The organism is Clostridium estertheticum, from assembly GCF_018861295.1.
GTDB lineage: Bacteria > Bacillota > Clostridia > Clostridiales > Clostridiaceae > Clostridium_AD > Clostridium_AD estertheticum_D.
Window position 1 is genome coordinate 67,409 of sequence record NZ_JAHLDM010000021.1, and the last position, 22,340, is coordinate 89,748.

The 22,340-nt window shown below is 30.7% G+C and carries 21 protein-coding genes; 9 read left to right on the forward strand and 12 right to left on the reverse strand.

Annotated elements, in window-relative coordinates; genetic code table 11:
• Positions 1-3 precede the first annotated feature (3 nt).
• From KPL54_RS18290 to KPL54_RS18310, 5 genes are all read right to left on the reverse strand, one after another.
• Positions 4-1,032 carry a glycosyltransferase family 2 protein gene (locus KPL54_RS18290; RefSeq protein WP_216107954.1) on the reverse strand — a complete coding sequence of 343 codons (1,029 nt, stop codon included), beginning with the start codon at positions 1,030-1,032 and terminating at the stop codon, positions 4-6.
• A 215-nt stretch (positions 1,033-1,247) separates the two neighbouring features.
• Complete coding sequence (locus KPL54_RS26580) at positions 1,248-2,147, reverse strand: hypothetical protein (RefSeq protein WP_290444455.1); 900 nt, start codon at positions 2,145-2,147, stop codon at positions 1,248-1,250.
• 211 nt (positions 2,148-2,358) lie between these two features.
• Positions 2,359-3,444, reverse strand: a complete 1,086-nt coding sequence (locus tag KPL54_RS18300; RefSeq protein WP_216107923.1) for a tetratricopeptide repeat-containing glycosyltransferase — start codon at positions 3,442-3,444, stop codon at positions 2,359-2,361.
• A 174-nt stretch (positions 3,445-3,618) separates the two neighbouring features.
• Entirely contained in the window at positions 3,619-3,969 is a 351-nt protein-coding gene (locus KPL54_RS18305; protein ID WP_216107924.1) for a FlxA-like family protein, read from the reverse strand.
• Between the two features lie 46 nt (positions 3,970-4,015).
• A complete protein-coding gene (locus KPL54_RS18310; RefSeq protein WP_216107925.1) occupies positions 4,016-4,804 on the reverse strand; it encodes a hypothetical protein in 789 nt (262 codons plus the stop codon).
• Positions 4,805-4,984: 180 nt separating this feature from the next.
• Here KPL54_RS18310 and KPL54_RS18315 point away from each other — a divergent pair, with 180 nt between their 5' ends.
• Both KPL54_RS18315 and KPL54_RS18320 read left to right on the forward strand, forming a co-directional pair.
• On the forward strand, positions 4,985-5,716 hold the full coding sequence (locus KPL54_RS18315; RefSeq protein ID WP_216107926.1) for a response regulator transcription factor: 732 nt from the start codon (positions 4,985-4,987) through the stop codon (positions 5,714-5,716).
• Positions 5,682-7,118, forward strand: coding sequence for a sensor histidine kinase (locus KPL54_RS18320; RefSeq protein ID WP_216107927.1), 1,437 nt, complete (start codon positions 5,682-5,684; stop codon positions 7,116-7,118). The genes KPL54_RS18315 and KPL54_RS18320 overlap by 35 nt, the downstream gene beginning before the upstream one ends.
• Before the next feature lie 107 nt (positions 7,119-7,225).
• On the opposite strand, the gene KPL54_RS18325 is transcribed toward KPL54_RS18320, so the two are convergent.
• The 5 genes from KPL54_RS18325 to KPL54_RS18345 all read right to left on the reverse strand — a co-directional run bounded on the left by KPL54_RS18325 (position 7,226) and on the right by KPL54_RS18345 (position 13,252).
• A complete protein-coding gene (locus KPL54_RS18325) occupies positions 7,226-8,371 on the reverse strand; it encodes a hypothetical protein (RefSeq protein WP_216107928.1) in 1,146 nt (381 codons plus the stop codon).
• Positions 8,372-8,387: 16 nt separating this feature from the next.
• Positions 8,388-8,654, reverse strand: coding sequence for a hypothetical protein (locus KPL54_RS18330; RefSeq protein WP_216107929.1), 267 nt, complete (start codon positions 8,652-8,654; stop codon positions 8,388-8,390).
• A gap of 107 nt (positions 8,655-8,761) precedes the next feature.
• Positions 8,762-10,924 carry a glycosyltransferase family 39 protein gene (locus KPL54_RS18335; protein WP_216107930.1) on the reverse strand — a complete coding sequence of 721 codons (2,163 nt, stop codon included), beginning with the start codon at positions 10,922-10,924 and terminating at the stop codon, positions 8,762-8,764.
• A gap of 253 nt (positions 10,925-11,177) precedes the next feature.
• Positions 11,178-12,569, reverse strand: a complete 1,392-nt coding sequence (locus KPL54_RS18340; RefSeq protein WP_216107931.1) for a sensor histidine kinase — start codon at positions 12,567-12,569, stop codon at positions 11,178-11,180.
• Positions 12,566-13,252 carry a response regulator transcription factor gene (locus KPL54_RS18345; protein ID WP_216107932.1) on the reverse strand — a complete coding sequence of 229 codons (687 nt, stop codon included), beginning with the start codon at positions 13,250-13,252 and terminating at the stop codon, positions 12,566-12,568. Before KPL54_RS18345 ends, KPL54_RS18340 begins: the two co-directional genes overlap by 4 nt.
• Positions 13,253-13,526: 274 nt before the next feature.
• Here KPL54_RS18345 and KPL54_RS18350 point away from each other — a divergent pair, with 274 nt between their 5' ends.
• Complete coding sequence (locus tag KPL54_RS18350; RefSeq protein ID WP_216107933.1) at positions 13,527-13,988, forward strand: SseB family protein; 462 nt, start codon at positions 13,527-13,529, stop codon at positions 13,986-13,988.
• Between the two features lie 30 nt (positions 13,989-14,018).
• Positions 14,019-15,347, forward strand: coding sequence for an MATE family efflux transporter (locus KPL54_RS18355; protein ID WP_216107934.1), 1,329 nt, complete (start codon positions 14,019-14,021; stop codon positions 15,345-15,347).
• Positions 15,348-15,467: 120 nt separating this feature from the next.
• Here the strand turns inward: KPL54_RS18355 and KPL54_RS18360 are convergent, their stop codons facing one another.
• Positions 15,468-16,199, reverse strand: coding sequence for a polymer-forming cytoskeletal protein (locus KPL54_RS18360; protein ID WP_216107935.1), 732 nt, complete (start codon positions 16,197-16,199; stop codon positions 15,468-15,470).
• Between the two features lie 33 nt (positions 16,200-16,232).
• A complete protein-coding gene (locus KPL54_RS18365; RefSeq protein ID WP_216107936.1) occupies positions 16,233-16,853 on the reverse strand; it encodes a YhbD family protein in 621 nt (206 codons plus the stop codon).
• 214 nt (positions 16,854-17,067) lie between these two features.
• Here KPL54_RS18365 and KPL54_RS18370 point away from each other — a divergent pair, with 214 nt between their 5' ends.
• From KPL54_RS18370 to KPL54_RS18390, 5 genes are all read left to right on the forward strand, one after another.
• Positions 17,068-18,339: a dicarboxylate/amino acid:cation symporter gene (locus KPL54_RS18370; protein WP_216107937.1), complete on the forward strand. Its 1,272-nt coding sequence runs from the start codon at positions 17,068-17,070 to the stop codon at positions 18,337-18,339.
• A gap of 99 nt (positions 18,340-18,438) precedes the next feature.
• Positions 18,439-19,059 (forward strand): DNA-3-methyladenine glycosylase, encoded by a 621-nt coding sequence (locus KPL54_RS18375; RefSeq protein ID WP_216107955.1) that lies wholly within the window; start codon positions 18,439-18,441, stop codon positions 19,057-19,059.
• Positions 19,060-19,091: 32 nt separating this feature from the next.
• A complete protein-coding gene (locus KPL54_RS18380; protein WP_216107938.1) occupies positions 19,092-19,400 on the forward strand; it encodes a hypothetical protein in 309 nt (102 codons plus the stop codon).
• A gap of 385 nt (positions 19,401-19,785) precedes the next feature.
• Positions 19,786-21,279, forward strand: a complete 1,494-nt coding sequence (locus KPL54_RS18385; protein ID WP_216107939.1) for a spore germination protein — start codon at positions 19,786-19,788, stop codon at positions 21,277-21,279.
• Positions 21,260-22,339 carry a GerAB/ArcD/ProY family transporter gene (locus KPL54_RS18390; protein WP_216107940.1) on the forward strand — a complete coding sequence of 360 codons (1,080 nt, stop codon included), beginning with the start codon at positions 21,260-21,262 and terminating at the stop codon, positions 22,337-22,339. Before KPL54_RS18385 ends, KPL54_RS18390 begins: the two co-directional genes overlap by 20 nt.
• The last annotated feature ends 1 nt before the right edge of the window (position 22,340 follow it).

A 22,340-nucleotide genomic window follows, 5' to 3' on the forward strand; every position in this document is an offset into this window, starting at 1 on the left:
TATCTAATTACCTATTGTTTCGCCTTTTGAAGTGATTTTTAAATCGTATATTTCAGGTGATCTATTTCCTTTAAAAGTTACACTATTTTTAAGGTCATTATAGCTTACAGTGTTTGCTACTATATATAAAGGCCTATTTTTACTCTCCTCAGAAATTCTTGCAATATATTGTCCCATAATAGCCATAAAGCAAAACATTAGGCCAAACATCATTAAGCTAATTGAAAGAATTAATCCTAAGTTTAATATAGCGTTTTTATTAATCATCGAGGTTACAATAGTACCAATTAATAAAACAGTACCTATTAAGCCAGTAAATGCTCCAAAGTAGCCAGCAAATATTAATGGCTTATAAGAAAAGGAAGTTATTCCATCAAAAGCTAATGTAAACATTTTTTTTAGAGAATATTTTGTTTCACCAGCAAATCTTTCTTTACGTACAAATTCTACAAATGTTTGTTTATAACCAATCCAACTAACTAAACCCCTTATATATCTGTTCTTTTCTGGCATTGAGTTTAGAGCATCACATACTTTTCTGTCGATAAGTCTAAAATCTCCAGTATCAACTGGAATATCTATACTCGTCATACTTTTTAGTAATCTGTAGTAGGCAGTAGATGTAAATTTCTTAAAAAAGGTTTCGCCAACTCTTTTGACTCTTTTGCCATATACTACATCGTAACCTTCCTTCCATTTTGATATCATGTCGATTATAGCTTCAGGAGGATCTTGAAGATCAGCATCTATTACAATAACAGCATCACCTATTGCCTGATTCATTCCAGCAGTTATAGCAGCTTGATGTCCAAAATTTCTTGAAAAATTTATAAGCTTTATATTCTTATCTGCCCTACATATATTTTCTGTTTTATTTCTTGTTGCATCGCGGCTTCCATCATTAACAAATAAAATTTCATATTTTTCGTTAGTATTATCCATAACAGATTTTAATCTTTTGTAACTCTCTTCTATAACTAGTTCTTCATTATACAAAGGCACTACTACTGAATAAATAATTCCATTACTCATTACTATCATTCCCTTCGAATCAATTTTTTTAATCAATTTTCAACGTTCTCTATAATTAAAAGTATAAGGGGAAATTGTAGCATCAGTATCAAATCAATATGTGAACTTTATGTGATAATTCATATAATTTTTTAAAAATAAAAAGGCTGCCTATGATAGGCAGCCAATTAAGCTAATGAGATAATTTGGTGTTTGTTAAGATCAACTTAACATTGTTAAACAATTCTAAAAATAGATACGGTTCCAATAGGTCCAACTAGACCTACCAATACTATACTAATAGGTCCACCTGAATTATTAACAAATCTGAAAGTTTCTCCTGCTGTTGCTGCATAAATCCTATTAGAGCCAGTTATTAATGGATTTGTTGCTGTAACAGATATACCGGCAACGATACCACGTAGGGATGATACTAAATCAACTTCTATAGAAACAGTTCCAGGATTTGGAGTAACAGCGATTTTCCAGTCGATTACATATACACCTGTTGTATTAACTGTAAATACACCTGTTGCTGAATTATAACTTAAATCAGGTCCAACAATAGCTACACTATCGTAAATAATAGTGCCTCCAACTGGAATCGACAATTTATTTGTTGTGATGACACCATTTGCATAGGAATTAAAACTTGGACCAGTTGGGCCAGTAGGACCAGTAGGACCAGTAGGACCAGTAGGACCAGTAGGACCAGTAGCTCCGGTAGCTCCGGTAGCACCAGTAGATCCAGTAGGGCCGGTTGGGCCAGTAGATCCAGTAGGGCCGGTTGGGCCAGTAGGGCCAGTAGCACCAGTAGATCCAGTTGGGCCAGTAGGACCAGTAGCACCGGTAGCACCAGTAGGTCCAGTTCGTCCAGTAGGTCCAGTTTCACCAGTAGGACCAGTAGGTCCAGTTGGACCAGTTCGTCCAGTAGGGCCAGTAGGTCCAGTTGGGCCAGTAGGGCCAGTTGGCCCAACTATACATTTCACACAATCAGGATGGCAAGGATCGCAAGGGTCGCAACATTTGTGTTTGTCACAGCCATCGTGTTTGTCACAGCAATTGTGTTTGTCATCAGAATGTTTTTTTTCTTTAATAAAATAGTCATAAGTTTCATCTTCTTTATTTTTACTCAATATATACACCTTCCTTATTATTAATACTCTATTTATTTAAAATGCTTTTAATTTCTTTTATTTAGAATGCTTGTACTTTTTATTTAAAGCTTGTACTTTCTTTATATAGTATGCAGATATCTTGTTTTGTGTTAAACATATATATTAAAAAATATAGATTAGATTATAATCTATATTTTATATAATATAAGTGAAATAAATATATTTATATTTATAAACTCTCTAAATATATTTTATGATTGTTTAATAACCTTTCATCATTAGGCGCAAGCTTAACCGCAAGCTCTGAGAATTCTATTGCCTTATCTATCATATTTAAATTATAGCATCCTAAAGCTGCCAAATCATAAGGAGTATAGTCCCAAGCATTTGCATCGTTAGCAAAGGTAAATGATTTTTCCTTGATTTTTAATGCCTCAGTTGCATAATAATAAACACTAGACCAATCAGCCTCTTTGTAAGCTAGTAAAGACAGGTCTATATATGGCTCCCTCGATAAAATTGATTCACTTATTGCCTTGTGAAACCATTTTTTACCATTTAGAAATTCTCCCTTTTCACAATATGATTTTCCAATAAATCTCATGGAAGAGGATCTTTCATCTTCCCAATTTGATGTTGGTAGTGCTAAATACTTTTTTAAGGTTGAAATACAATCGTCCCAGCTACTTTCAAACATATATTCGCGGCCGAGATAATATAGATTTCTACTACTGTTAGGGTTTTCTTCAATAGCCAATTTTAATAATGGAAGATTTAAACTTCTGTTTTTTGATGCATCTGGATAATGATTGTACACCAGGCCTTTAATATAGACTTCTTTTTCCTCTTTATCACCTATATATTCTAAAATTTCATGTGTTGGATATATCCATTTATATCCATGTCTTGCATGAATTCTTGACCAGGTATATTGTACGGCTGGTGAGCCATCTGCATTAATGCTCCAATTATACAGATATGAACCTCTTGTGGTTTCTTTTTTCCATGAATTTTCTAGACAATCTCTCCAACCATCCTCTATAACATCATCAAGATCAGAGGATACACAAATATCAATATCGTCTGGAATAAATTTTAAACACTCATTTCTTGAGTAATCAAATCGAAATGGAGTAGCAATAAGCGAATAAACAATAGCACCTCTTTCTTTTAGCTTGTTAATTGTATTATCGGTAGAGCCTGTATCTACAACTACAACAATGTCAGCGCTTTCGACATGATCCATAAAGCGGTCAACAAATTTTTCCTCGTTTTTACAGATTGCATATACACAAATTTTATATTTATTACTCATGTAAAAACCTCCAATTAAACATTAGTTATGATACATTTCATTATATGATTATAAATAATTAGAGGTGACATAGCATTGCTCGTAATACATTACTCTTAATATGTTGAGCGTATTAGCAAAAAGAAAAAACAACCAACAAATTGCTGGTTGTTTTTACATTTGAGAATATGCTTATTAAGCATAAACATCAAGTATGTTATTACTAGTAGATTTAGAGGATTTTGTTGAAGTACTTTTCAAAAGGTCTAAACTATTATCGCTAGTTTTTGATGTTTGTTGTGAACCTGATGTTTGGTCTGTTTTTATAGACTGCTTTTGAGCAATTTGTGCTTGAACTTGTTGTATCTTAGATTCTATAACTGAAATTTTCGCCGTTTTTGTTTTCGCATCATCCTTGCTTGAACTTTCTGTGCTTAATTGTGAATTAAGAGACGTTAGTTGTGATTTAAGTGAACTTACATCACTGCTACTACTTGTACTACTTGTTTTCGCAGTTGATGTTGATGAAACTAATGAAATACTCATATTTCCCCTCCGTAATTATATTATGATTTTATTGTGAATATATTTGTTACATTGCATTTTCAAAAGCATTCTCAAAAGCACCTTCGATTGTTGTTTCTTGGTCCTGAGAAATTGTACCATTAGATACTAAACTATCTAATGGATTTGTTGATGTTTTATTATAGTTAGCAGAATTCGTTTTATTTGTTTTCATAGAATCTTCTAAAGCTTTAAGAATAGCATCTTCCTGAGTCTGAGTGATTGTTCCAGAGGTTACTAAACTATCTAATGGATTTGTTATTGTTTTATTAGATTTATTTGAATTTGCTTTATTTGCTTTCATAGAGTCTTCCAATGCTTTAAGTATTGCATCTTCTTGAGTCTGAGTAATTGTTCCAGAAGATACTAAAGTATCTAAAGTCGATGTAACTGGGTTATTTTGGGGTCTAGTTGCATTAAGTGAGGATTCAAAGGCATCTTTAACTGATGTTGCTTGGTCCTGTGTAATAGTACCTGCTGATACCAAACTATCTAATGGGTTCACAGGTTTACTACCATAAACTCCAGAAGACTTAATAGCAGCACCTGTTGCTTTAAAAGCGATTTGTATTGCATTCGATTGATCCAGGGTGATTGTTCCGGAACTTACTAAAGAATCCAAAGGATTAGTAGGTGTATTTGTTGTGACATTAGAGGTTGTACCAAGAGCTTGAAGTGCTTGTTGACTAATTTTAATTGAGTCATTTTGCGTTTCTTTTTTTTGAGCTTCAACTTTAGCTGTTGCTAAAGCTTTAAGTATTTTTTCGTTTTGAGCATATGCACTTATTGTATTTTGACTAGAGCCTATTGTATTCATATTTATCTCTCCTTTAATATGTTTATCTGAAAATATTCCCCTAGTACTATTATCGTAACATTACATGCTTTGGTATAGTCAAATACTGTGGCAATACTGTGGCAAATATAAACGAAAATTAATTTAAAATAACATCCTTGTATTCATATGGTAAAATATAAATTGAGGTGAACTAAATTCATGAATAAAAAGTTGATATATATTGCTGATGATGAAATAAATATTTGTAATATTATAAAATCATTTCTTGTTAAAGCTGGTTTTGAAGTAGAAATATTTAAGGATGGGCGTGCCATTCTTGAAGCTTTCAATGAAAGGCACGCGGACATGCTTATAATAGATATCATGATGCCTGAAATAGACGGTTACTCTCTTTGCTCGCAAATTAGACCTATTAGTTCTGTACCAATAATAATTGTATCTGCAAAAGACACAGAGCCTGATAAGATAGCGGGCCTTACATTAGGTTGTGACGACTATCTTACCAAACCTTTTAGCCCACTCGAACTTATTGCTAGGGTTAACAGCATTTTTAGAAGAATAAAATTGGATAAACATATTAGTGGGAATAGAATTATTAAGATTCATGATGTTATAATAAATCTTGATACTAAACAAGCAGAGGTTAAAGATAAGGTAATAGGCCTTACAGGAATGGGGTTGTCTTTGCTTTATTATCTTGCAAATAATAAAAATAGAGCAGTTAGTCGTAGTGAATTATTAGATAAAATTTGGGGCTTTGAAAATGAAGTGGAGACTCGTGCTACTGACGATATGATAAAAAGAATCAGAAAAAAGTTAATAGATGCTGGGTCAATTCTTAAAATAGATACAATATGGGGATTTGGGTTCACCATAAAGGATAAGGAAGGCTATTATGAAGAGGAACACAATAAAATGGAAAATATTTAAATATAACATTATTGTAATTGTTATGTTAATTACATTAACTACTATAATATTTAATGTGGCTGTACGAATGTATTTTAAAAAGGACATTTTGAGACAGCTAAATAAGATTGCATCAGCTACAGAGGATACCGCACTTGAGCATGGACCAGATTTTTTTCCAGGACCTGAGCGAATGCCACCTCCAAGGCCACGAAATGATAATGGCCTTTTTAAATATTATTCAATGATTGACCATTCGCTAAAGGAACCTATAAGTGTATTGAATGCGAATGTTATTCTACTTGATAAAAACAAAAATAGAATTACGCCATTCCAGGAAAACTCATCTGATATTTCGAAGGAACTTATAAGCCTTTTTACAAATGAGGTTAATAAATCTAAAACTTTTAGTTCGGAAAGATATTTAAACCTTAATTTATTGGGAACTAAGTATATAGCAATCATAAAACCTGTATTTAATAAAAATTCTTTTGGACTTGGTTGGATAATTATATATTCAAGCCTTGAAAAGATAAATCAATTACAACTTGGAATTAACTTAATTCTTTTTATTATTCTTATTTTTTCAGCCATTGTAATTGGAATATTCTCTTCTCGTTTATCAAAGAAGATATCAGATCCTTTTTCTTTACTTAATGATTATATAAGTAATATTGCAGAAAGAAATTTTGGAAGTATTGTAGAAATGCCTATATATGATGAATTAAAAGAATTCGTAGTTAATATAAATATTATGTCAGAAAAACTTGAAGTCTATGATAAAGCTCAAAAAACTTTTCTTCAGAATGCATCACATGAATTTAGAAACCCGCTTATGTCAATTCAAAGCTATGCAGAGGGGATAAAATATGATGTTGTGGATAAAAAAATTGCTGCTGATGTGATTGTTAATGAAAGTAAACGTATGACACATTTGGTAGAAGATTTGTTATATTTGTCTCGCCTTGATGCCATAGAAGAACATTATTATTCTAATAGTATAGATATCAATGAATTAATAAGTAGTTGCATTAGACGAATGGAGGTAATTGCAAATAAAAACAATATAGTGATTACTAATAATGTTATAAGGAAAGGTAGCGTGCTTATTGGTGATGAGGATAAACTCTCTCGTGCGATTGGTAATATAATTAGCAATTGTATAAGATATGCAAATAGAGTTGTAATTGTCACACTAAAAATAGTAAATAACAAGGTTGAAATTATAATAGGCGATGATGGTCCTGGAATTGATAATAAGGAACTTCCTAATGTATTTGAAAGGTTTTACAAAGGTAAGAAGGGGAATTTTGGATTAGGATTATCTATTAGTAAAAATATAGTTGAAAAGCACAATGGCAAAATTATTGCTCAAAATTCAGAATTAGGAGCCTTATTCGTAATTGAATTACCAATTTTATAATTTATAATAAATGATAATATGGGAGAAGTTTAGTAAAATATATTTTTATATAAAAAGATGAATAATGTAGTAGCGTATTTTGCTACTACATTATTCATCTCTTATTGTTAATTAATTTGCTCATTACGTAAATGAATTCTAAATGAGTAAAGCAAATCGATTATAACTATAAATAATACTACAGAAGCTATGATTATAAAATTAGTTGATGTGTTATATAAAAAAGGTAGATAACATACTAATGAAACAAAAGGCATTAGTATGGCTATATAAAATTTCTTTGGGAAGCAAAAGGCATACAGTAGTGAAATTATGTCTGCCATAAAGAAATACCTCTCATGCATTCTTGGTAACAAAAATGGAATAATTATAACAAACAATAGGGATAATTCTATAATATTCTCATATTTAATGATTTTTATATATTTAATACTTACATAAAATATGAAAAGGACAACCAAAAGTGTAAATACAATCCCAATATTACCTATAAGGGTTGTATTGCTAAAGATCTTACTAGTGAACCATTGGTATATTGAGGGCGCGTTATATGTTAAGTTTTTATATTCACTAGACTGGTTAACATAAGTGAGCAAAATATCTTTTAAGGGTCTACCTACAATTACACTTGGTATGCTTAGAGCTAAGTATGACATAGGTAAAAGCAGTAAATGACATATTTTAATCCTATTCTTAATTAATAAGATACCAAACAATGGTAGTAAGAATATTGCTTGGAGTTTAAAAGATAGTGCAATTCCATAAAATATCAATGATGTGATTGGCTTTTCACGTAATATATAATATATAGAACCAATAACAAAAGAAGTAAATATTATGTCGCATTGAGCCCATACAGATCCATTAAATATAACTGTAGGAATGAAGAGTAAAAGTCCAAAAGCTAGATATCCAGCCTTTTCATTTCTATATGAAATATTAACAATTTTCATAACGAAAAAAGCAGCCATTATTTCAAAAACAAAAGTTATCATTTTTACATAGAACAACTTATTTATACTTGTATATGTGCCTAGTGTTAATAAGTATAGATAGGGTGGGGCGTAATCACCCAGTGAATTTTTTAAGGCGCTAAAACCACCACCCGTTTTTATAGTATCAAACCAGCGGCTTACAAAGGCACTATAGTCTCCACTTGTAAATGGCAAGCCATGAATTCTAACAATTAACGCCAGCCATACAATACACGCTAATATAAGAAATTTTTTAAGAAATTCTTTCTTGTTGTCCATAAATCTCCTCCTGAACTTAGTTTACTGACTTTTGGGAATCTCCACTTGGAGGATTTCCATTAGGTTTAGTACCACTTTTATTTTTAAAATCACCTTGAGGTCTTGTACCGCCTTTTTTGCCAAAATTACCTTGTGGCATTTTACCATTTCCACCTTGAGGGAAACTAATACTTGTTGCATGGCTTGTAGTATATTTGTATGCATATACAAAAGTTCCCATCATGCCCGAAAGGGTTACTATAAGTGATAAGATTAAGATTGATAAATTCTTTTTTATTTTCATTGATGTACCCTCATCTTTCTTGCTCCTTTAAATTTTTTAGTAAAAGCAGATTCTATATATTTTCATACAGAATCTGCTTTTTAAAATAATGCTAATTATAATTAATATTATTTTGTAGTATCAGCACCTTTTAAATCATATAGTGCTTGAGATGTTTGACCTCCAAATTTTTGAGTCATTGAATTTGCAGTTTTTGTAGTAGTTGTTACTGCAGCTTTGCTAGTTGCTGTTTTAGTAGTTGTAGTATCTTTCCATTTACTCTCTGCAACTAGTGTGCCAGCTTTTTTAGCCCATGTCATAATATCGCTAGTTGAGCCACCGCCACCACCTTGACCTCCAATCATTACATATCTAACTCCTCCACTTTTAACTAGTGCTTTAAACTGAGCAAGTGTTATTGCTTTATCAGTTCCAAAGAAGCCCCAAGTCATTACAGATTCACCGGTTTTAATTATTATATCTGATGCAATACCGTTAGTAGACGAAGTTACAAGGATATATTTTTCAGTTGTTTTATTAGCTAGTAAGAATTTTGTTAACTTGGTATTACTAGAATCACTTAAAGAACCCATTCCCATGCCCATTCCTGCATTTTCACTTTTACTGCTAGAGATTAAACTTAGTCCAGCAGCGGGGAATGTGCCTGATTCAGCTCCAAATAAAGTAGTTGCAGACCAAACAGTAGGGGTTATTAGTAGCCCTATTAAAGCAGTGCCTACTAATATCTTTGAAAGCTTCAAATTATTATTTTTCTTTAACTTAAGAATAATAAGTGTTATTGAAGATACAAAACATAAAATAGATAAAGTTATCATTAAAATCTTAGTAATACTAGAAGTACTGTAGAAGGAAGATAAAACAAATAACTGAAGTGCTCCATCTACAATAAGTGTTACTGGTAAGATCCAAGATTTCCATCCGCATTCAATGTAAAGTTCCCACATAGAAACAATTCCGATTCCTGCGAGCGCCGCAATTGGTGCAGCAAGCATAGTTAAGTAATAAGGATGAAATAAACCTGTTGTGAAACTGAAATATATAAATTCAGGTATTAACCACATTGTCCATAATAGTAAATCTAATTTTCTCTTGTTATTAAAAGCAGGCTTGAATTTTTCTTTTAATGCTGCTGCTAGTAATCCAAGTACTGCAATAGGGAACAACCATATTATTTGATCAGACATACCGGTAGTAACAAATAATCTTGTAACGCTTGATACTGCGCTGCCACCCAGACTGCTGTTACCGCCACCACCGGCACCACCTGTTGGCATTTTACCGCCACTTGGCATTCCACTAGGTCTAGCTCCTGCAGGGGGAGTACCACCTTGCATTCCGCCTTGAGCGTTTGTATTATTAGAAGAACTTGAACTGGTAGATTTAGTTCCAGAGGTACTAGTAGCTGGAGTGCTTGTCTTGCTTCCTTCGGTTATTTTAACTTGAGTTTTAGCTTTACCCATACCACCGCCAGTAGTACTGCTTCCAAGTCCAAGTCTTTCAAGTCCATTGTGTCCAATTATAAGCTCTAGTTCTGAGTTATTTGTACTGCTTCCCACATAAGGCCTATTTGCAGCAGGTATTAAATCTACGACTATTGCCCATGAGAATGAAACAACAAGTAATACAAGGGTTCCACAAATAAGATGAATTATTCTCTTTTTAAGAGAAATGGCACTTGATAAAAGGTAAACTAAGTATATAGCTGGAACAATCATATAAGCTTGAAGCATTTTTATGTTAAAACCAACACCTACAATAGCTAAGCTTATTAGAAGGTATTTAAATTTCCCTTTTTCGGCCGCTATAGAAATAAACCAACATGCGATTAGAAGAGTTAAAACAAGTAAGTTATCGCAAGTGTTATTTCTGCTTACTGCAACAAACATTGGGGTTGTTGCAAGAAATAATGCTGAGAGAAGACCTGCCGTAGTCCCAAAAGATCTCTTAACAATTTTATATATTACAAAAACTGAGATTACTCCTGCAAGAGCCTGTGGAAGAAGAATACTCCAGCCACTATATCCAAAGATTTTAGCAGAAATAGCTTGAAGCCAAAAACCTAGAGGCGGTTTATCAATGGTTACAAAGCTTGCTGGGTCAAAAGATACGAAAAAGAAATTTTTCAAACTCATAGTCATGCTTTTTACACCAGCAGCATAATATAGATTTGAATATCCCTCTATGCTTAGATTAGCAAAATTTAAGATTGCGGATAATATTAATATTAATGACAGTAAAATCTTTTCTTTAGTAAGTTTTATTTTTTTCATTTTAATTTACTCCTTTTTAGAATAGTTTGACCGTAAAATAGGCCTTTCCATAATTAGTTTTAGTGTATATTTTTTATCCCCCCATTTTATTTAAAATAAAGTTTATATATTATTTCTAAGTGGACTACTTACTTCTCTATAAATAAGATTATAATCATAAATTGTAGTAGTAGTATCAAATAATTATGTGAGCTTTATGTGATTATAAATTACATAAATAAAAGCAATCAACATGTATGCTGATTGCTTTTATTTACAGAGGATATCTAATTGAAAAACTAACACCGACATCTCTATTTGTAACTTCTATCTCCCCGTTATAATAATTTATAATTTTTTTACAAATGGCAAGACCAAGTCCAAATTTACCAGTCTTATCTTTATAGAAATTGTCGAAAATGTGAGACAGATGTTCTTCAGGGATATTAGGGCCATCGTTATAGATCTCAACTACAACAAAGTTACCTTCTTTTTTTAGTGTTACACATATTTTCCCTTTGGCATATCGAAGACTATTATCTAATATGTTTTCAATAGAAACTTGTATTTTATCTGCATTCCCAGTAATAATAGCTTCTCCGATGTTTAAATCCCATTGTATATTACTATTAACTACTTCAAATCTATTTGTAATATGATAAAGTAAGCGATGCATATTAATTTCAATATTTTCAAAGTTGTTTTCTAAAACATAATCAAGAGTATTCAAATATAACATTTGTTTAACTTTCTTTTCGAGTCTTAGAGCTTCAGCTTTTATTATCTGCGCATTTTGCTCCACTGATTCCACATATACACCATCAATTATTGCCTCGGCATGACTCATAATTACCATAATTGGTGTTTTTAAATCGTGAGATATGCTTTGTAGAAAAAGTTTTTCTTCTTCATCCCCACGTTTTAATTCTTTTCGCATCATATTCATAGAGTTTGCGAGTCTTCCAATTTCGTCCTCATTTTTAACATTGATAGGCTCTTCCCAATCTTTATGAGATATTCTAATGGTATAATTTTCTAGTTCCTTAAGTGGTTTTGAAATGTAGTTTGCAACTAGTTTAGCACAAAGAAAACCAATAGCTATAAATAGTAATCCTATCCAAAGCACTGTATACAGCAAGACACTATCTTGTTTTTCAGGCAAATAACTTATTAAATATGATGTTCCAGAGGTACCATATTTAATTGAACTTATAAAGAAAATAAATTTAGTATTATGGTATGATTCTTTAATTTGTTTTTCATAAAGAGTGCCTGGTGTAATGTAACTTGCCATCCATAGCTTAAGGTTATTTTCATTAATTTTAAAAGGTGAGTTAACATTACCCGGAGAACCAGGTGGCATTCCGTGGGCTTTATTTACATTTATAATTTCAGCTTTATTATTTTTATCTACAGTTACAATATAATAATCGTTATCCTTAAGAGTTTTTATTCCGTCATATCTATTAGGTTGGGTAAAATTATTAGTTTTCAATAAATAAGCATGAGACACTTTTAAATCTTGAGTTATACCTTTCTCAGCTATAGTTTTAAAAGCGACAAGATAGAAAAAGGAAATGCTGAAAATTATTATAAGTATTATTGCTGTAAATGTCGTCCAAATCCTCATAGTAAGCGATTTATATTTATATTTGAATATATTCATGATTTATACACTAACTTATAGCCATATCCATACACGGTCTCTATTGTAAATTTATCTATTTTCTTTCTTAGTCTTCTTATAACATCATCAACAACTCTATCTGAACCAAAGTAATCATCGCCCCATACATTATCTAATATCTGTTCTCTAGACACCAAATTATTTTTATTTTCAATAAAATAATATAGTAGTTCAAATTCTTTTTTAGTTAAAATAATCTCGTCGCTTCCTATAAAAACAGTTCTTTGTTTTTTGCTAATACGATATCCCGCCATGTTTAAGTCATCACTTATTGATGTAACATCTGCCTTAGTTGTGCCAGAAATTCTCTCTAAAAGTTTATTAGTTCTAATAATAAGCTCCCTAGGTAAAAATGGTTTTGACAAATAATCATCGCTACCAAGCTCAAGGCCAACCACACGATCAAGTTCCTCATTTCTTGCAGACATAAAAATAACAGGAGTATTTTTATTAAAAGCCTTAATAGCTTTAATAATTTCATAACCATCAATATCTGGAAGCATTATATCTAATATCCAAAGATCAGGCATATCATCAATTCTTGCTATTGCAGGATTGCCAGTAGAAAAAGTAGTTACTTCGTAACCTTCACGTTCCAAGTATTTTTCAAGTAAAAGATTTAAACTTATTTCATCTTCAACAAGATATATTTTTTTTGCCAAGTGTATCATCCCCCGATTTAATAGGCACTAAGACCTATAATTTACAAAATAATTAAGTACACACCATATAATATCTTATATTTTATATTCTATCATATAATTCTCAAAACATTTCTAATTATTTATGTAAAGATTATGTGTTTTATGAAATAATAAACTGAATTTTGATTGTTAGACAAGTCCATAATATAAGCTTGTTTCGTGATTAGACATATTAATCTGTAGAGTTACAGAGTATAATGGATATTATTCGGTTAATAGGAGGATGAGTTTTATGATAAAAGCAAATAAACCAGTAACTAATCCAGAATTAGTTGAGAGTATGAATAAATTTATAAACGAGAATAGTGCGGTGAATGAACTTAGTCTTATTGAAAAAATAAATAAATCACATTTAATGACACCTGTAAAAATAAGTGGTGAGCTAGAAAATGGGTTAATTACAGAAGGAACAACGGTTAGTTTTAAAACTATAACGAATAGAGATAATGAATCTTATATAGTTACATTTACAGATGAAGATGAATTATGTAAATGGTCAAAGGATAAGCATCAAACACTAGCATATACATATGATGAGTTGAATGGAATTGTTTTAGAAAATATAAGTACGATTAAGGGATTTGTTATAAATCCATATAATCAAATATTTATTATTACACCTGAGTTAATGTTGTACTTTTCTCAAAGAAAAGCTGAGATAGCCGCAAAAGAAGACTCTTTTAAAATTATTTAATTTAGTTGAAAGATTGGATGTGTTTTTAAATTGATAACAGACATGACGAAAGGAAATATACCTAAACATTTAGTTGGGTTTGCAATACCTTTAATACTTGGAAACCTTTTTCAACTTAGTTATAATGCAGCAGACTCTATTATAGTGGGTCGTTATGTTGGCACAAATGCATTAGCAGCGGTCGGTACTGCCAATCCTATTATGAACATTGCAATGTTTTTTATTATAGGAATTTGCATGGGAGCTTCTGTATTAATGAGTGAATATTTTGGACAAGGTGATAAAAAAAAGCTTAAACGTGAAATATCTACAACTTTTATAGCTGGTTTTATTTTTACAGTGATTATTATAATTGGTTGCATTATTTTGACTAGGCCAATTCTTCTAATGATAAATACTCCAATTGAAATATTAGGAGATGCAACAAGTTACCTAAGGATAATATTTTGCGGATTAGTTTTTACATTCTTATACAACGTTTATGCTGCAACTCTTCGTAGTATGGGAGATTCAAAAACACCATTATTATTTTTAATAATATCTTCAGTTTTAAATGTTGTCATGGATATTATTTTTGTAGTGTATTTGCATATGGGGGTTAATGGAGCAGCAATAGCGACAGTTACTGCAGAAGTGATTGCGAGTGTTCTTTGTATTTCATATGCTTATAGGAAATTTCCAATACTTAGATTTTCGAGAAAAGAACTTATTATAGATAGAGCTTTACTTAAAATTACAATTAACTATAGTTGGGTTACAGCTATGCAACAGACATGCCTTTATGTTGGAAAAGTATTTGTTCAAGGAGCAGTTAATCCTCTAGGAGTAGAATCTATTGCTACATTTAATGCAGTAAACCGTGTAGATGATTTTGCTTTTGCACCAGAACAAAGCATTAGTAACGGAATGACTACCTTTCTCGCTCAGAATAGAGGAGCTAAAAAAAATGAACGTATAAAGCAAGGATTTTGGTATGGAATGAAGATTGAGTCCTTATATTGGCTTTTGCTTCTAGGGTTAATATACTTTGGAGCTCCACATATAATGAATTTATTTGTTCCAGAAAAGAATTCAAAAGTAGTAGAACTAGGAGTAACGTATCTTGAAATGATGGCATTTTTCTATTTGCTTCCAAGTTGGACAAACGGAATACAAGGATATTTCAGAGGAATGGGAGATTTAAAGGTTACATTAAGGTCAACATTTATACAAATGGTTGGAAGGGTGTCGTTTACATACTTATTGGCTCCTAAATATGGTATTGTAGGGGTTGCCCTAGCTTGCCTTGCTGGTTGGATTATTATGCTTGCATATGAAGTTCCGCTTTGCATTAAACACAGAAAAAACTATAGATGCTAAAATAATTACTATCAAAAGGTTTATTTTTGTAGCAAATATTATAAAAGGTATTGTGATTTAAAACATTTCAATATAAGAATCTAATGTGAGAGACTTATAAAAAAATGTTTTAAGTTATAGTTATATCTTCTTTTGATTTTTAACAATGGAAGAGTCCGAAATATTAATCTCTTCCTTATACTCTACAAGGTCAATATTACAACCTGTGCCTATTGTAATATTATTTCCTCTTACTATATTAACATTTGTGTTTTGAAGATAGATATCATCTCCTTCTATTAGATCTGTAGTTAATTCAGCTCTAGTATTGAAAATTTTGTCAATTGCTTTTCTAAATATTGAGTTGTCCATAGGATGAACTCTTATGTCAATATGCTCGCCTCCAATTTCTTTAACAAAACAGTTACCACCCAGTCTAATAGTTATTTGTCCCGCATTTAATAATTCTTGTATTTTAAAACCACCATTAGCCTTAAAACATTCTGCTTCACAATTTTTTCCTATAGTTACTGAGCCAGATATATTAACCTCTTGTGCGCATAGGTTTCCGTCTATATGAGTTGACCCGCTTATGCTTACGTTCTCACTCTTAAGATTACCTATGACATGAGTTGATCCACTTATCTTAATGTCTTTTACTTCTACATTACCTTCAATTTTTGAAGAACCACTAATTTTTATAGTTTCTGCTTTTAGGTTACCTATAACTTTTGAGGAACCACTAGTTTTAAAGTAAACACAGTCTAAATCACCATTGATTTTCCCAGATCCGCTTATAAATACATCATTATATTTTCCTCCACATGAGCTTCCTGACCCTGACATTTTTAAATCATTATTCATATTTTCCATGTTAAATCCCTCCATAAATTTATTAATGAATTGTTACATCTTAATTTTAAGTTCTTCAATGCACAATGAAATATTAAGTCCTAATATTATTTTTGAATACTTGTCTATATAAAATTCATTTGGCTTTGTTATTAAAAAACATAACGTTATTCCAAATTTGCGTATAAAAATTACCTCGCAATTTTTCCCATCCAACAATGTATAATTTTCTTCTAAAGTCTCTAACATAAGTTTACTTTCATCTATTGATACATTCCCTGATAATAAGCTTTTTTCTAATAATAAAATATATAAGATTTTTTGAAAAGAAAATGTTTTTATCTCTCCATAGATATTTTTATATGTTGTTAATGTTTGCCTTGTAACAATGTTCTTAGTTAATAAATCATCTTCACTTAAAAATACATCTGCTAATTGTGGTGAAAACATTTGTGCCAGGTCATCTAATGATATGCCATCCTTCATATTTAAAATCTTTTCTATCCTGTCTAATATTTTTAACCTTGGAAAGTAGGTTTCTTGACCAGTATAGCTGGATTTTTTTATAAACCATTCTTCAGGTATAAGGTTCTTTCTTTTCCATCTATATAATTGCCCATATGAAACATTAGTGATTTCGAGTAGTTCTTTTTTTGTTATTAAATCCTCGTCCATATTTGCTCTCCTTTTATAATTCGTAATTATATAAAATACTATTTTTTCCTAATATATGTAGTGTAACATAACATTGTTACGTTGTAAATAAAAAACGTAAATATATTTTTGTAAAATTATTTATTTAATAGTAACCATATTTTATAAAATTTAATGTAAAATAGATGTAAAGTTATTATAATGCATATTAAAATTTAATATAAAGGAGATACAAATGAAAAAGTTGTTTAAAAACTATAAATCAACAATTATTCTTTTAGGGTCAATTATACTTGGAGGTATTATAGGAATCGTAATGGGTCCAAAATCTTCTGTATTAGAACCTTTTGGAAAATTATTTATAAATCTAATGTTTATGATTTTGGTCCCATTAGTATTTTTTAGTGTTTCCTCTGCTATGGCAAATATTAGTGGTATGAAAAGACTAGGTAAAATTATGGGAAGTATAGTGTTAGTATTTTTATCTACAGCACTTATTGCGGCGATTATTGGAACCATAGGTGCCCTTATTATGAAGCCAACGAGTGGTCTTCATATAGACATGTTTAAAAGTTTAATGAAGAGCGCTGTAGGAACGCAAACTATTGAAAAAGTTTCATTTTTAGATCAACTTGTGAATACATTTACTGTTTCGGATTTTGTTGATTTACTCTCGAGAAAAAATATGTTACAACTTGTTATGTTTTCAATTATTTTTGGAATTTCGGTTTCTCTCTCTGGAGAAAAAGCAAAACCGCTTGCTAGGTTACTTGAGGCCGGTTCGATTACAATGATGAAAGTTGTTAAAATTATAATGTATTATGCACCTATTGGTTTAGGTTGTTATTTTGCTTCAATGGTAGGCCAACTTGGGGGTCAAATTCTAAATGGATATTTAAAAATATTTGTATTATATTTAATAATTTCTGTAATTTATTATTTTGGATTTTTCAGTCTATATGCTTTTGTTGCAGCTGGTAAAAATGGTGTAAGAATATTTTGGAAAAATGCTGTTACACCTTCAGTCACAGCTTTAGCCACTTGCTCTAGTGCGGCTTGTATACCAGTTAACTTAGAAACTGTAAAAAAAATTGGGGTGCCATATGATATTGCAGAGACTGTAATTCCACTTGGTGCAAACATGCATAAGGATGGGTCTGTATTTGGTGGTGTTATGAAAATCACACTTTTAATGGGCTTATTTGGTAAGGATATGACTAGTGTTAGCTCAATACTTGGTATTATAGGTGTTTCACTTCTAGTAGGTGCGGTTATGGGTGCTATTCCTAGTGGTGGAATGATTGGCGAAATGCTAATATTAAGTGTATATGGTTTACAACCAGAAGTTCTTCCAATTATTGCGGTTGTTAGTGTCATTATAGATGCACCAGCAACGCTACTTAATTCTACAGGAAACACGGTATGTTCTATGCTTGTTACTAGACTTGTAGAAGGTAAGAATTGGTTGAAACATGATAAAAAAGTTGCTAGCGAAACGAGTATATAAATATGAAAAAGGAGCCTCATGTGGGATAAAATTCTATAGCAGAGTTCTCTTTTTGATAGTAAATGTTATGGTAGATATATTTATTAGGAGGGGTTTGTTATAAAACTTACTAGAAAATTTTATGCTAGAGAAACTTTGCAGGTTGCGAGAGAATTATTGGGAAAAATACTTGTACATGAAATTAATGGAGTAAAGCTTATGGGAAAGATAGTTGAAACAGAAGCATACATTGGCTCAATTGATAAGGCTTGCCATGCTTATGGAGGAAAACATACACCTAAAATTGAAACTTTATACGGCATGCCTGGCATAGCATATGTATATTTTATTTATGGAATGTACCATTGCTTTAATGTAATAACAAAGGAAGAAGGGTTTCCAGAAGGGGTTTTAATAAGAGCTATTGAGCCAATAGATGGGCTTGATGAAATAGCAAAATTAAGATTTAAGAAAGATTATAATGAATTAACAAAAGCTCAAATTAAAAATTTAACCACAGGTCCATCTAAGTTATGCATAGCTATGAATATAAATAAAGAAAATAACCAGCAAGATTTGTGTACAAGTGAATTATATATTGAAGAGTCAATGGATAAAGAAGAAATACAAATTATAGAAACTAAGAGAATTGGTATTAATTATGCAGAGGAAGCAGTAGACTTTTTATGGAGATTTTATATAAAAGACAATATTTGGGTATCTGTTAAACCTAGGGTTTAGAAGTATAATAAGACTGAAGGGAAGTAATGAAAATGAGTTTTTTATTTAATGACAAAGAAAAAAATGGATTAGAAGAAATTAAGTTTGGGAAAAAACATAATAAAAATAGAGTGATTACAAGAGCAGTGACGTTAAAAATATTAGATACAGCAATTATATACAATGACGAGGAAGATTATTATGACACATTAGCTACTTGTGCTAATGAGAATAATATAATAGAGACAATTAGTATAGAAGGGTTTGAAATACATGAAAATGTTATAGAACTTAAAGGTGCATATATTGACTATGAACAAGATTCAGATATAAACTCTACAGGAACAATATATTATTTGTAGTTTAATATGAAATTATATTTTAAAACCAATATGAATAAATGGAAGCCATAATGGCTTCCATTTATTTATATTATTATCAACGCTACTTATATATATTAAAGCAAAGGGGGCTCTGCCTTAACTTCTACTCTATATTTAAATAATAATACATATTTGTGTCAGTTTGGTGGCAAATATGTGTAATATTTATTAAGTTTGACATAATTAATGTTAAACTATAAAAAAATATTATTAGTACTTAAGAAAATATTTAGAAAGAGTTTATTTACAATGTAATTATCGAAAATGATTATATTACACTTTAATTGGATATAATTTTAAATGGTAATAATTCTTCACATAACTGATAAAGAAGATTATATCTATGAGGAAGGATGATTTGATTATGGAGTTAAGGGATAAAATTAATTCTATTGTGGAATTATGTGGTAGTAACCAACAAATTATAATCAGAAAATTTCATGTTGGCAAAGTTAATCCTATTGAGGTAGCACTTTTATATAAAGATGGCTTAGTAAATCAAGATATTATAAATAGAGATATATTAAATCCTTTAATGCACCAAGTTAATGAGGATTTGAGTACCATCGAATTGATTAATGAATATGTATGTGATAAATATATTTCAATGTCTAAAATTTCTATTGAAGATGATGTTAATATAGTTGCAAAAAATATAAAAATTGGACAGACAGCTATTATTATATATGGAGCAAGTAGTCTTATAGTTGCAGATACAGCCGGTGCTGAGCATCGAAGTATTTCAGAACCAATGGACGAAGTGGGAGTTAGAGGACCAAGAGATGGTTTTGTAGAAAACCTTCAAGTAAATCTAAGTCTAGTGAAAAAATCTTTAAAAGATAGAAACTTGAAAATAGAGAACCTAATTGTTGGGAGAAGATCTCAAAAGGATATAGCTTTATTATATGTTGATGATATTGTAGATAAAGAGATACTTATTGATATTCGTAATAGATTATCATTAATTGACGTAGATTTCATCGGATCTAGTGGAGAAGTTTCACAATATATAGAAAAGTACCCATATTCTATTTTCCCTCAAGCATATGTGACTCAAAGGCCGGATGTTGTGCAATCAAATCTTTTAGAAGGAAAAATAGCTATAATGGTTGATGGTACACCATTTGTTCTTACTGTTCCATCTTTGTTTATAGAATTTTTTCAAGCAGCAGAAGATTATTATCAAAGAACAATTGTAAGTAATTTTAATAGATTCATTCGTATCTTTGCAACTTTTGTAGTTGTAATGTTGCCTTCTATTTATTTGACTTTAATTATGTATAATTCTGAACTGATTCCAATTCGATTTATAATTCCTATAGTTCAATCGAGAGTAGGTATAGGTTTATCGCCATTTCTTGAAATATTATTTATGCAAGTTGTTATAGAAATTTTAAGAGAAGGGGGATTGCGACTTCCCAATAAAATTGCTCAAACATTAAGTGTAGTTGGAGGTTTTATAATAGGCAATGCTGCTTTGCAGGCAAAAATAGTTAGCCCAAGTACGTTAGTAATAGTAGGCGTTGCGACTATTGGGACTTTCATTGTACCAAGCTATGATATGTCAATCTCAATAAGGTTATTAGGGTTTCCTTTACTATTTTTAGTTAATTATTTAGGAGCATTAGGTTTAATTGCAGGTTTGTATTTTCTATTTGTACATCTTCTTTCATTAGATAGCTTTGGAGTTCCATATTTTCCTTTAGACAAATATGGCGATTTAAAAGATATGTTTATAAGAGCTCCATTATGGAAAATGAATAAGAGACCTGAGTCTACGCCCAATAATAACACAGTAAGACAAACTGATTTTAGAAATAAATTTGGAGGAAATAAAAATGAAAAAAGTAGGAAGTAACGATATATCTCCAGGGGAGGTTACTTTTCTGCTTATTGGATCTATGATTGGTGTTGGAATATTATCATTACCTAATGATTTAGTACCTTTCGCAAAACAGGATGCTTGGATATCCGCATTTATTGGAGCTATATACCCATTATACATGGTTATTATTGCTTCGATTTTATGCAAAAAACAACCTAAGAAAAATATTTTAGCCTTAAGCAAGATGTGTTTTGGAAAATTTATTGGAAGCATTTTAAATATTATTTTTTTATTTTATTTTGTATTACTTACTACAGCTATAGCTTTTCAAGTTAGTCTAATAAAGGAAACTTTAATAGTTAGTTTTTTAAGTTTACAAAAAATATTAATAGTAATACTTGCATTAGCTGCTTATACCGTTATAAAAGGATTAAAGGTCTTAGCGAGAGTCAATCAATTAATGTTTGTACTTACTGTTATTTTATCTGTAATTTTATGCGCTGCGTTGTTCCAAGGAAACTATTTAAATATATGTCCAATACTAGGCAGTGGAGTTTTAAATATAGTAAAGGCAAGCAAATACTCGGCTTTTGCTTATGGAGGAATTGAAATTATATTTTTAATCTATCCATTTATAACTGATAAGACAAAGGTTATGAAATCATCGATAAAAGGAGTTCTAATAACAGCAATAATTTATGCTTGGATTACATTTATTACAATTTATTATGTGGGAATTGATATTATTCCTAAGATATTATGGTCTGTAAATATGGTAGCTAAGACTGTAAGAGTACCTGTTGTTAGCAATTTTAAATTTGTGTTTCTTGTTATATGGGCCCTTATTATTTGCAAAACAATAGCTAATAACTATTTTGCAATAGTTATTATATTAAAGGACTTTTTTAAAAAAACAAAGATAAAAAAAATTGTTTATATTATTTATCCATTAATATTTTATTTATCTCTAAAATATAGTAACCTTTCAACATCAACCGCTTTTCTAAAGTTTATAATTCCTAAATATGTTTTATTCAATATAGCTTATGTGACAATAATAACACTAGTAATTTATTTGAAAAAGGATAATTAAA

Excerpts from the sequence above, each read along its gene's own strand:
- KPL54_RS18290 (WP_216107954.1), bottom strand. The coding sequence starts at position 1,032 with ATGAGTAATGGAATTATTTATTCAGTAGTAGTGCCTTTGTATAATGAA.
- KPL54_RS18300 (WP_216107923.1), bottom strand. The coding sequence starts at position 3,444 with ATGAGTAATAAATATAAAATTTGTGTATATGCAATCTGTAAAAACGAG.
- KPL54_RS18305 (WP_216107924.1), bottom strand. The coding sequence starts at position 3,969 with ATGAGTATTTCATTAGTTTCATCAACATCAACTGCGAAAACAAGTAGT.
- KPL54_RS18310 (WP_216107925.1), bottom strand. The coding sequence starts at position 4,804 with ATGAATACAATAGGCTCTAGTCAAAATACAATAAGTGCATATGCTCAA.
- KPL54_RS18315 (WP_216107926.1), top strand. The coding sequence starts at position 4,985 with ATGAATAAAAAGTTGATATATATTGCTGATGATGAAATAAATATTTGT.
- KPL54_RS18320 (WP_216107927.1), top strand. The coding sequence starts at position 5,682 with ATGAAGAGGAACACAATAAAATGGAAAATATTTAAATATAACATTATT.
- KPL54_RS18325 (WP_216107928.1), bottom strand. The coding sequence starts at position 8,371 with ATGGACAACAAGAAAGAATTTCTTAAAAAATTTCTTATATTAGCGTGT.
- KPL54_RS18330 (WP_216107929.1), bottom strand. The coding sequence starts at position 8,654 with ATGAAAATAAAAAAGAATTTATCAATCTTAATCTTATCACTTATAGTA.
- KPL54_RS18335 (WP_216107930.1), bottom strand. The coding sequence starts at position 10,924 with ATGAAAAAAATAAAACTTACTAAAGAAAAGATTTTACTGTCATTAATA.
- KPL54_RS18340 (WP_216107931.1), bottom strand. The coding sequence starts at position 12,569 with ATGAATATATTCAAATATAAATATAAATCGCTTACTATGAGGATTTGG.
- KPL54_RS18350 (WP_216107933.1), top strand. The coding sequence starts at position 13,527 with ATGATAAAAGCAAATAAACCAGTAACTAATCCAGAATTAGTTGAGAGT.
- KPL54_RS18360 (WP_216107935.1), bottom strand. The coding sequence starts at position 16,199 with ATGGAAAATATGAATAATGATTTAAAAATGTCAGGGTCAGGAAGCTCA.
- KPL54_RS18365 (WP_216107936.1), bottom strand. The coding sequence starts at position 16,853 with ATGGACGAGGATTTAATAACAAAAAAAGAACTACTCGAAATCACTAAT.
- KPL54_RS18370 (WP_216107937.1), top strand. The coding sequence starts at position 17,068 with ATGAAAAAGTTGTTTAAAAACTATAAATCAACAATTATTCTTTTAGGG.
- KPL54_RS18380 (WP_216107938.1), top strand. The coding sequence starts at position 19,092 with ATGAGTTTTTTATTTAATGACAAAGAAAAAAATGGATTAGAAGAAATT.
- KPL54_RS18385 (WP_216107939.1), top strand. The coding sequence starts at position 19,786 with ATGGAGTTAAGGGATAAAATTAATTCTATTGTGGAATTATGTGGTAGT.
- KPL54_RS18390 (WP_216107940.1), top strand. The coding sequence starts at position 21,260 with ATGAAAAAAGTAGGAAGTAACGATATATCTCCAGGGGAGGTTACTTTT.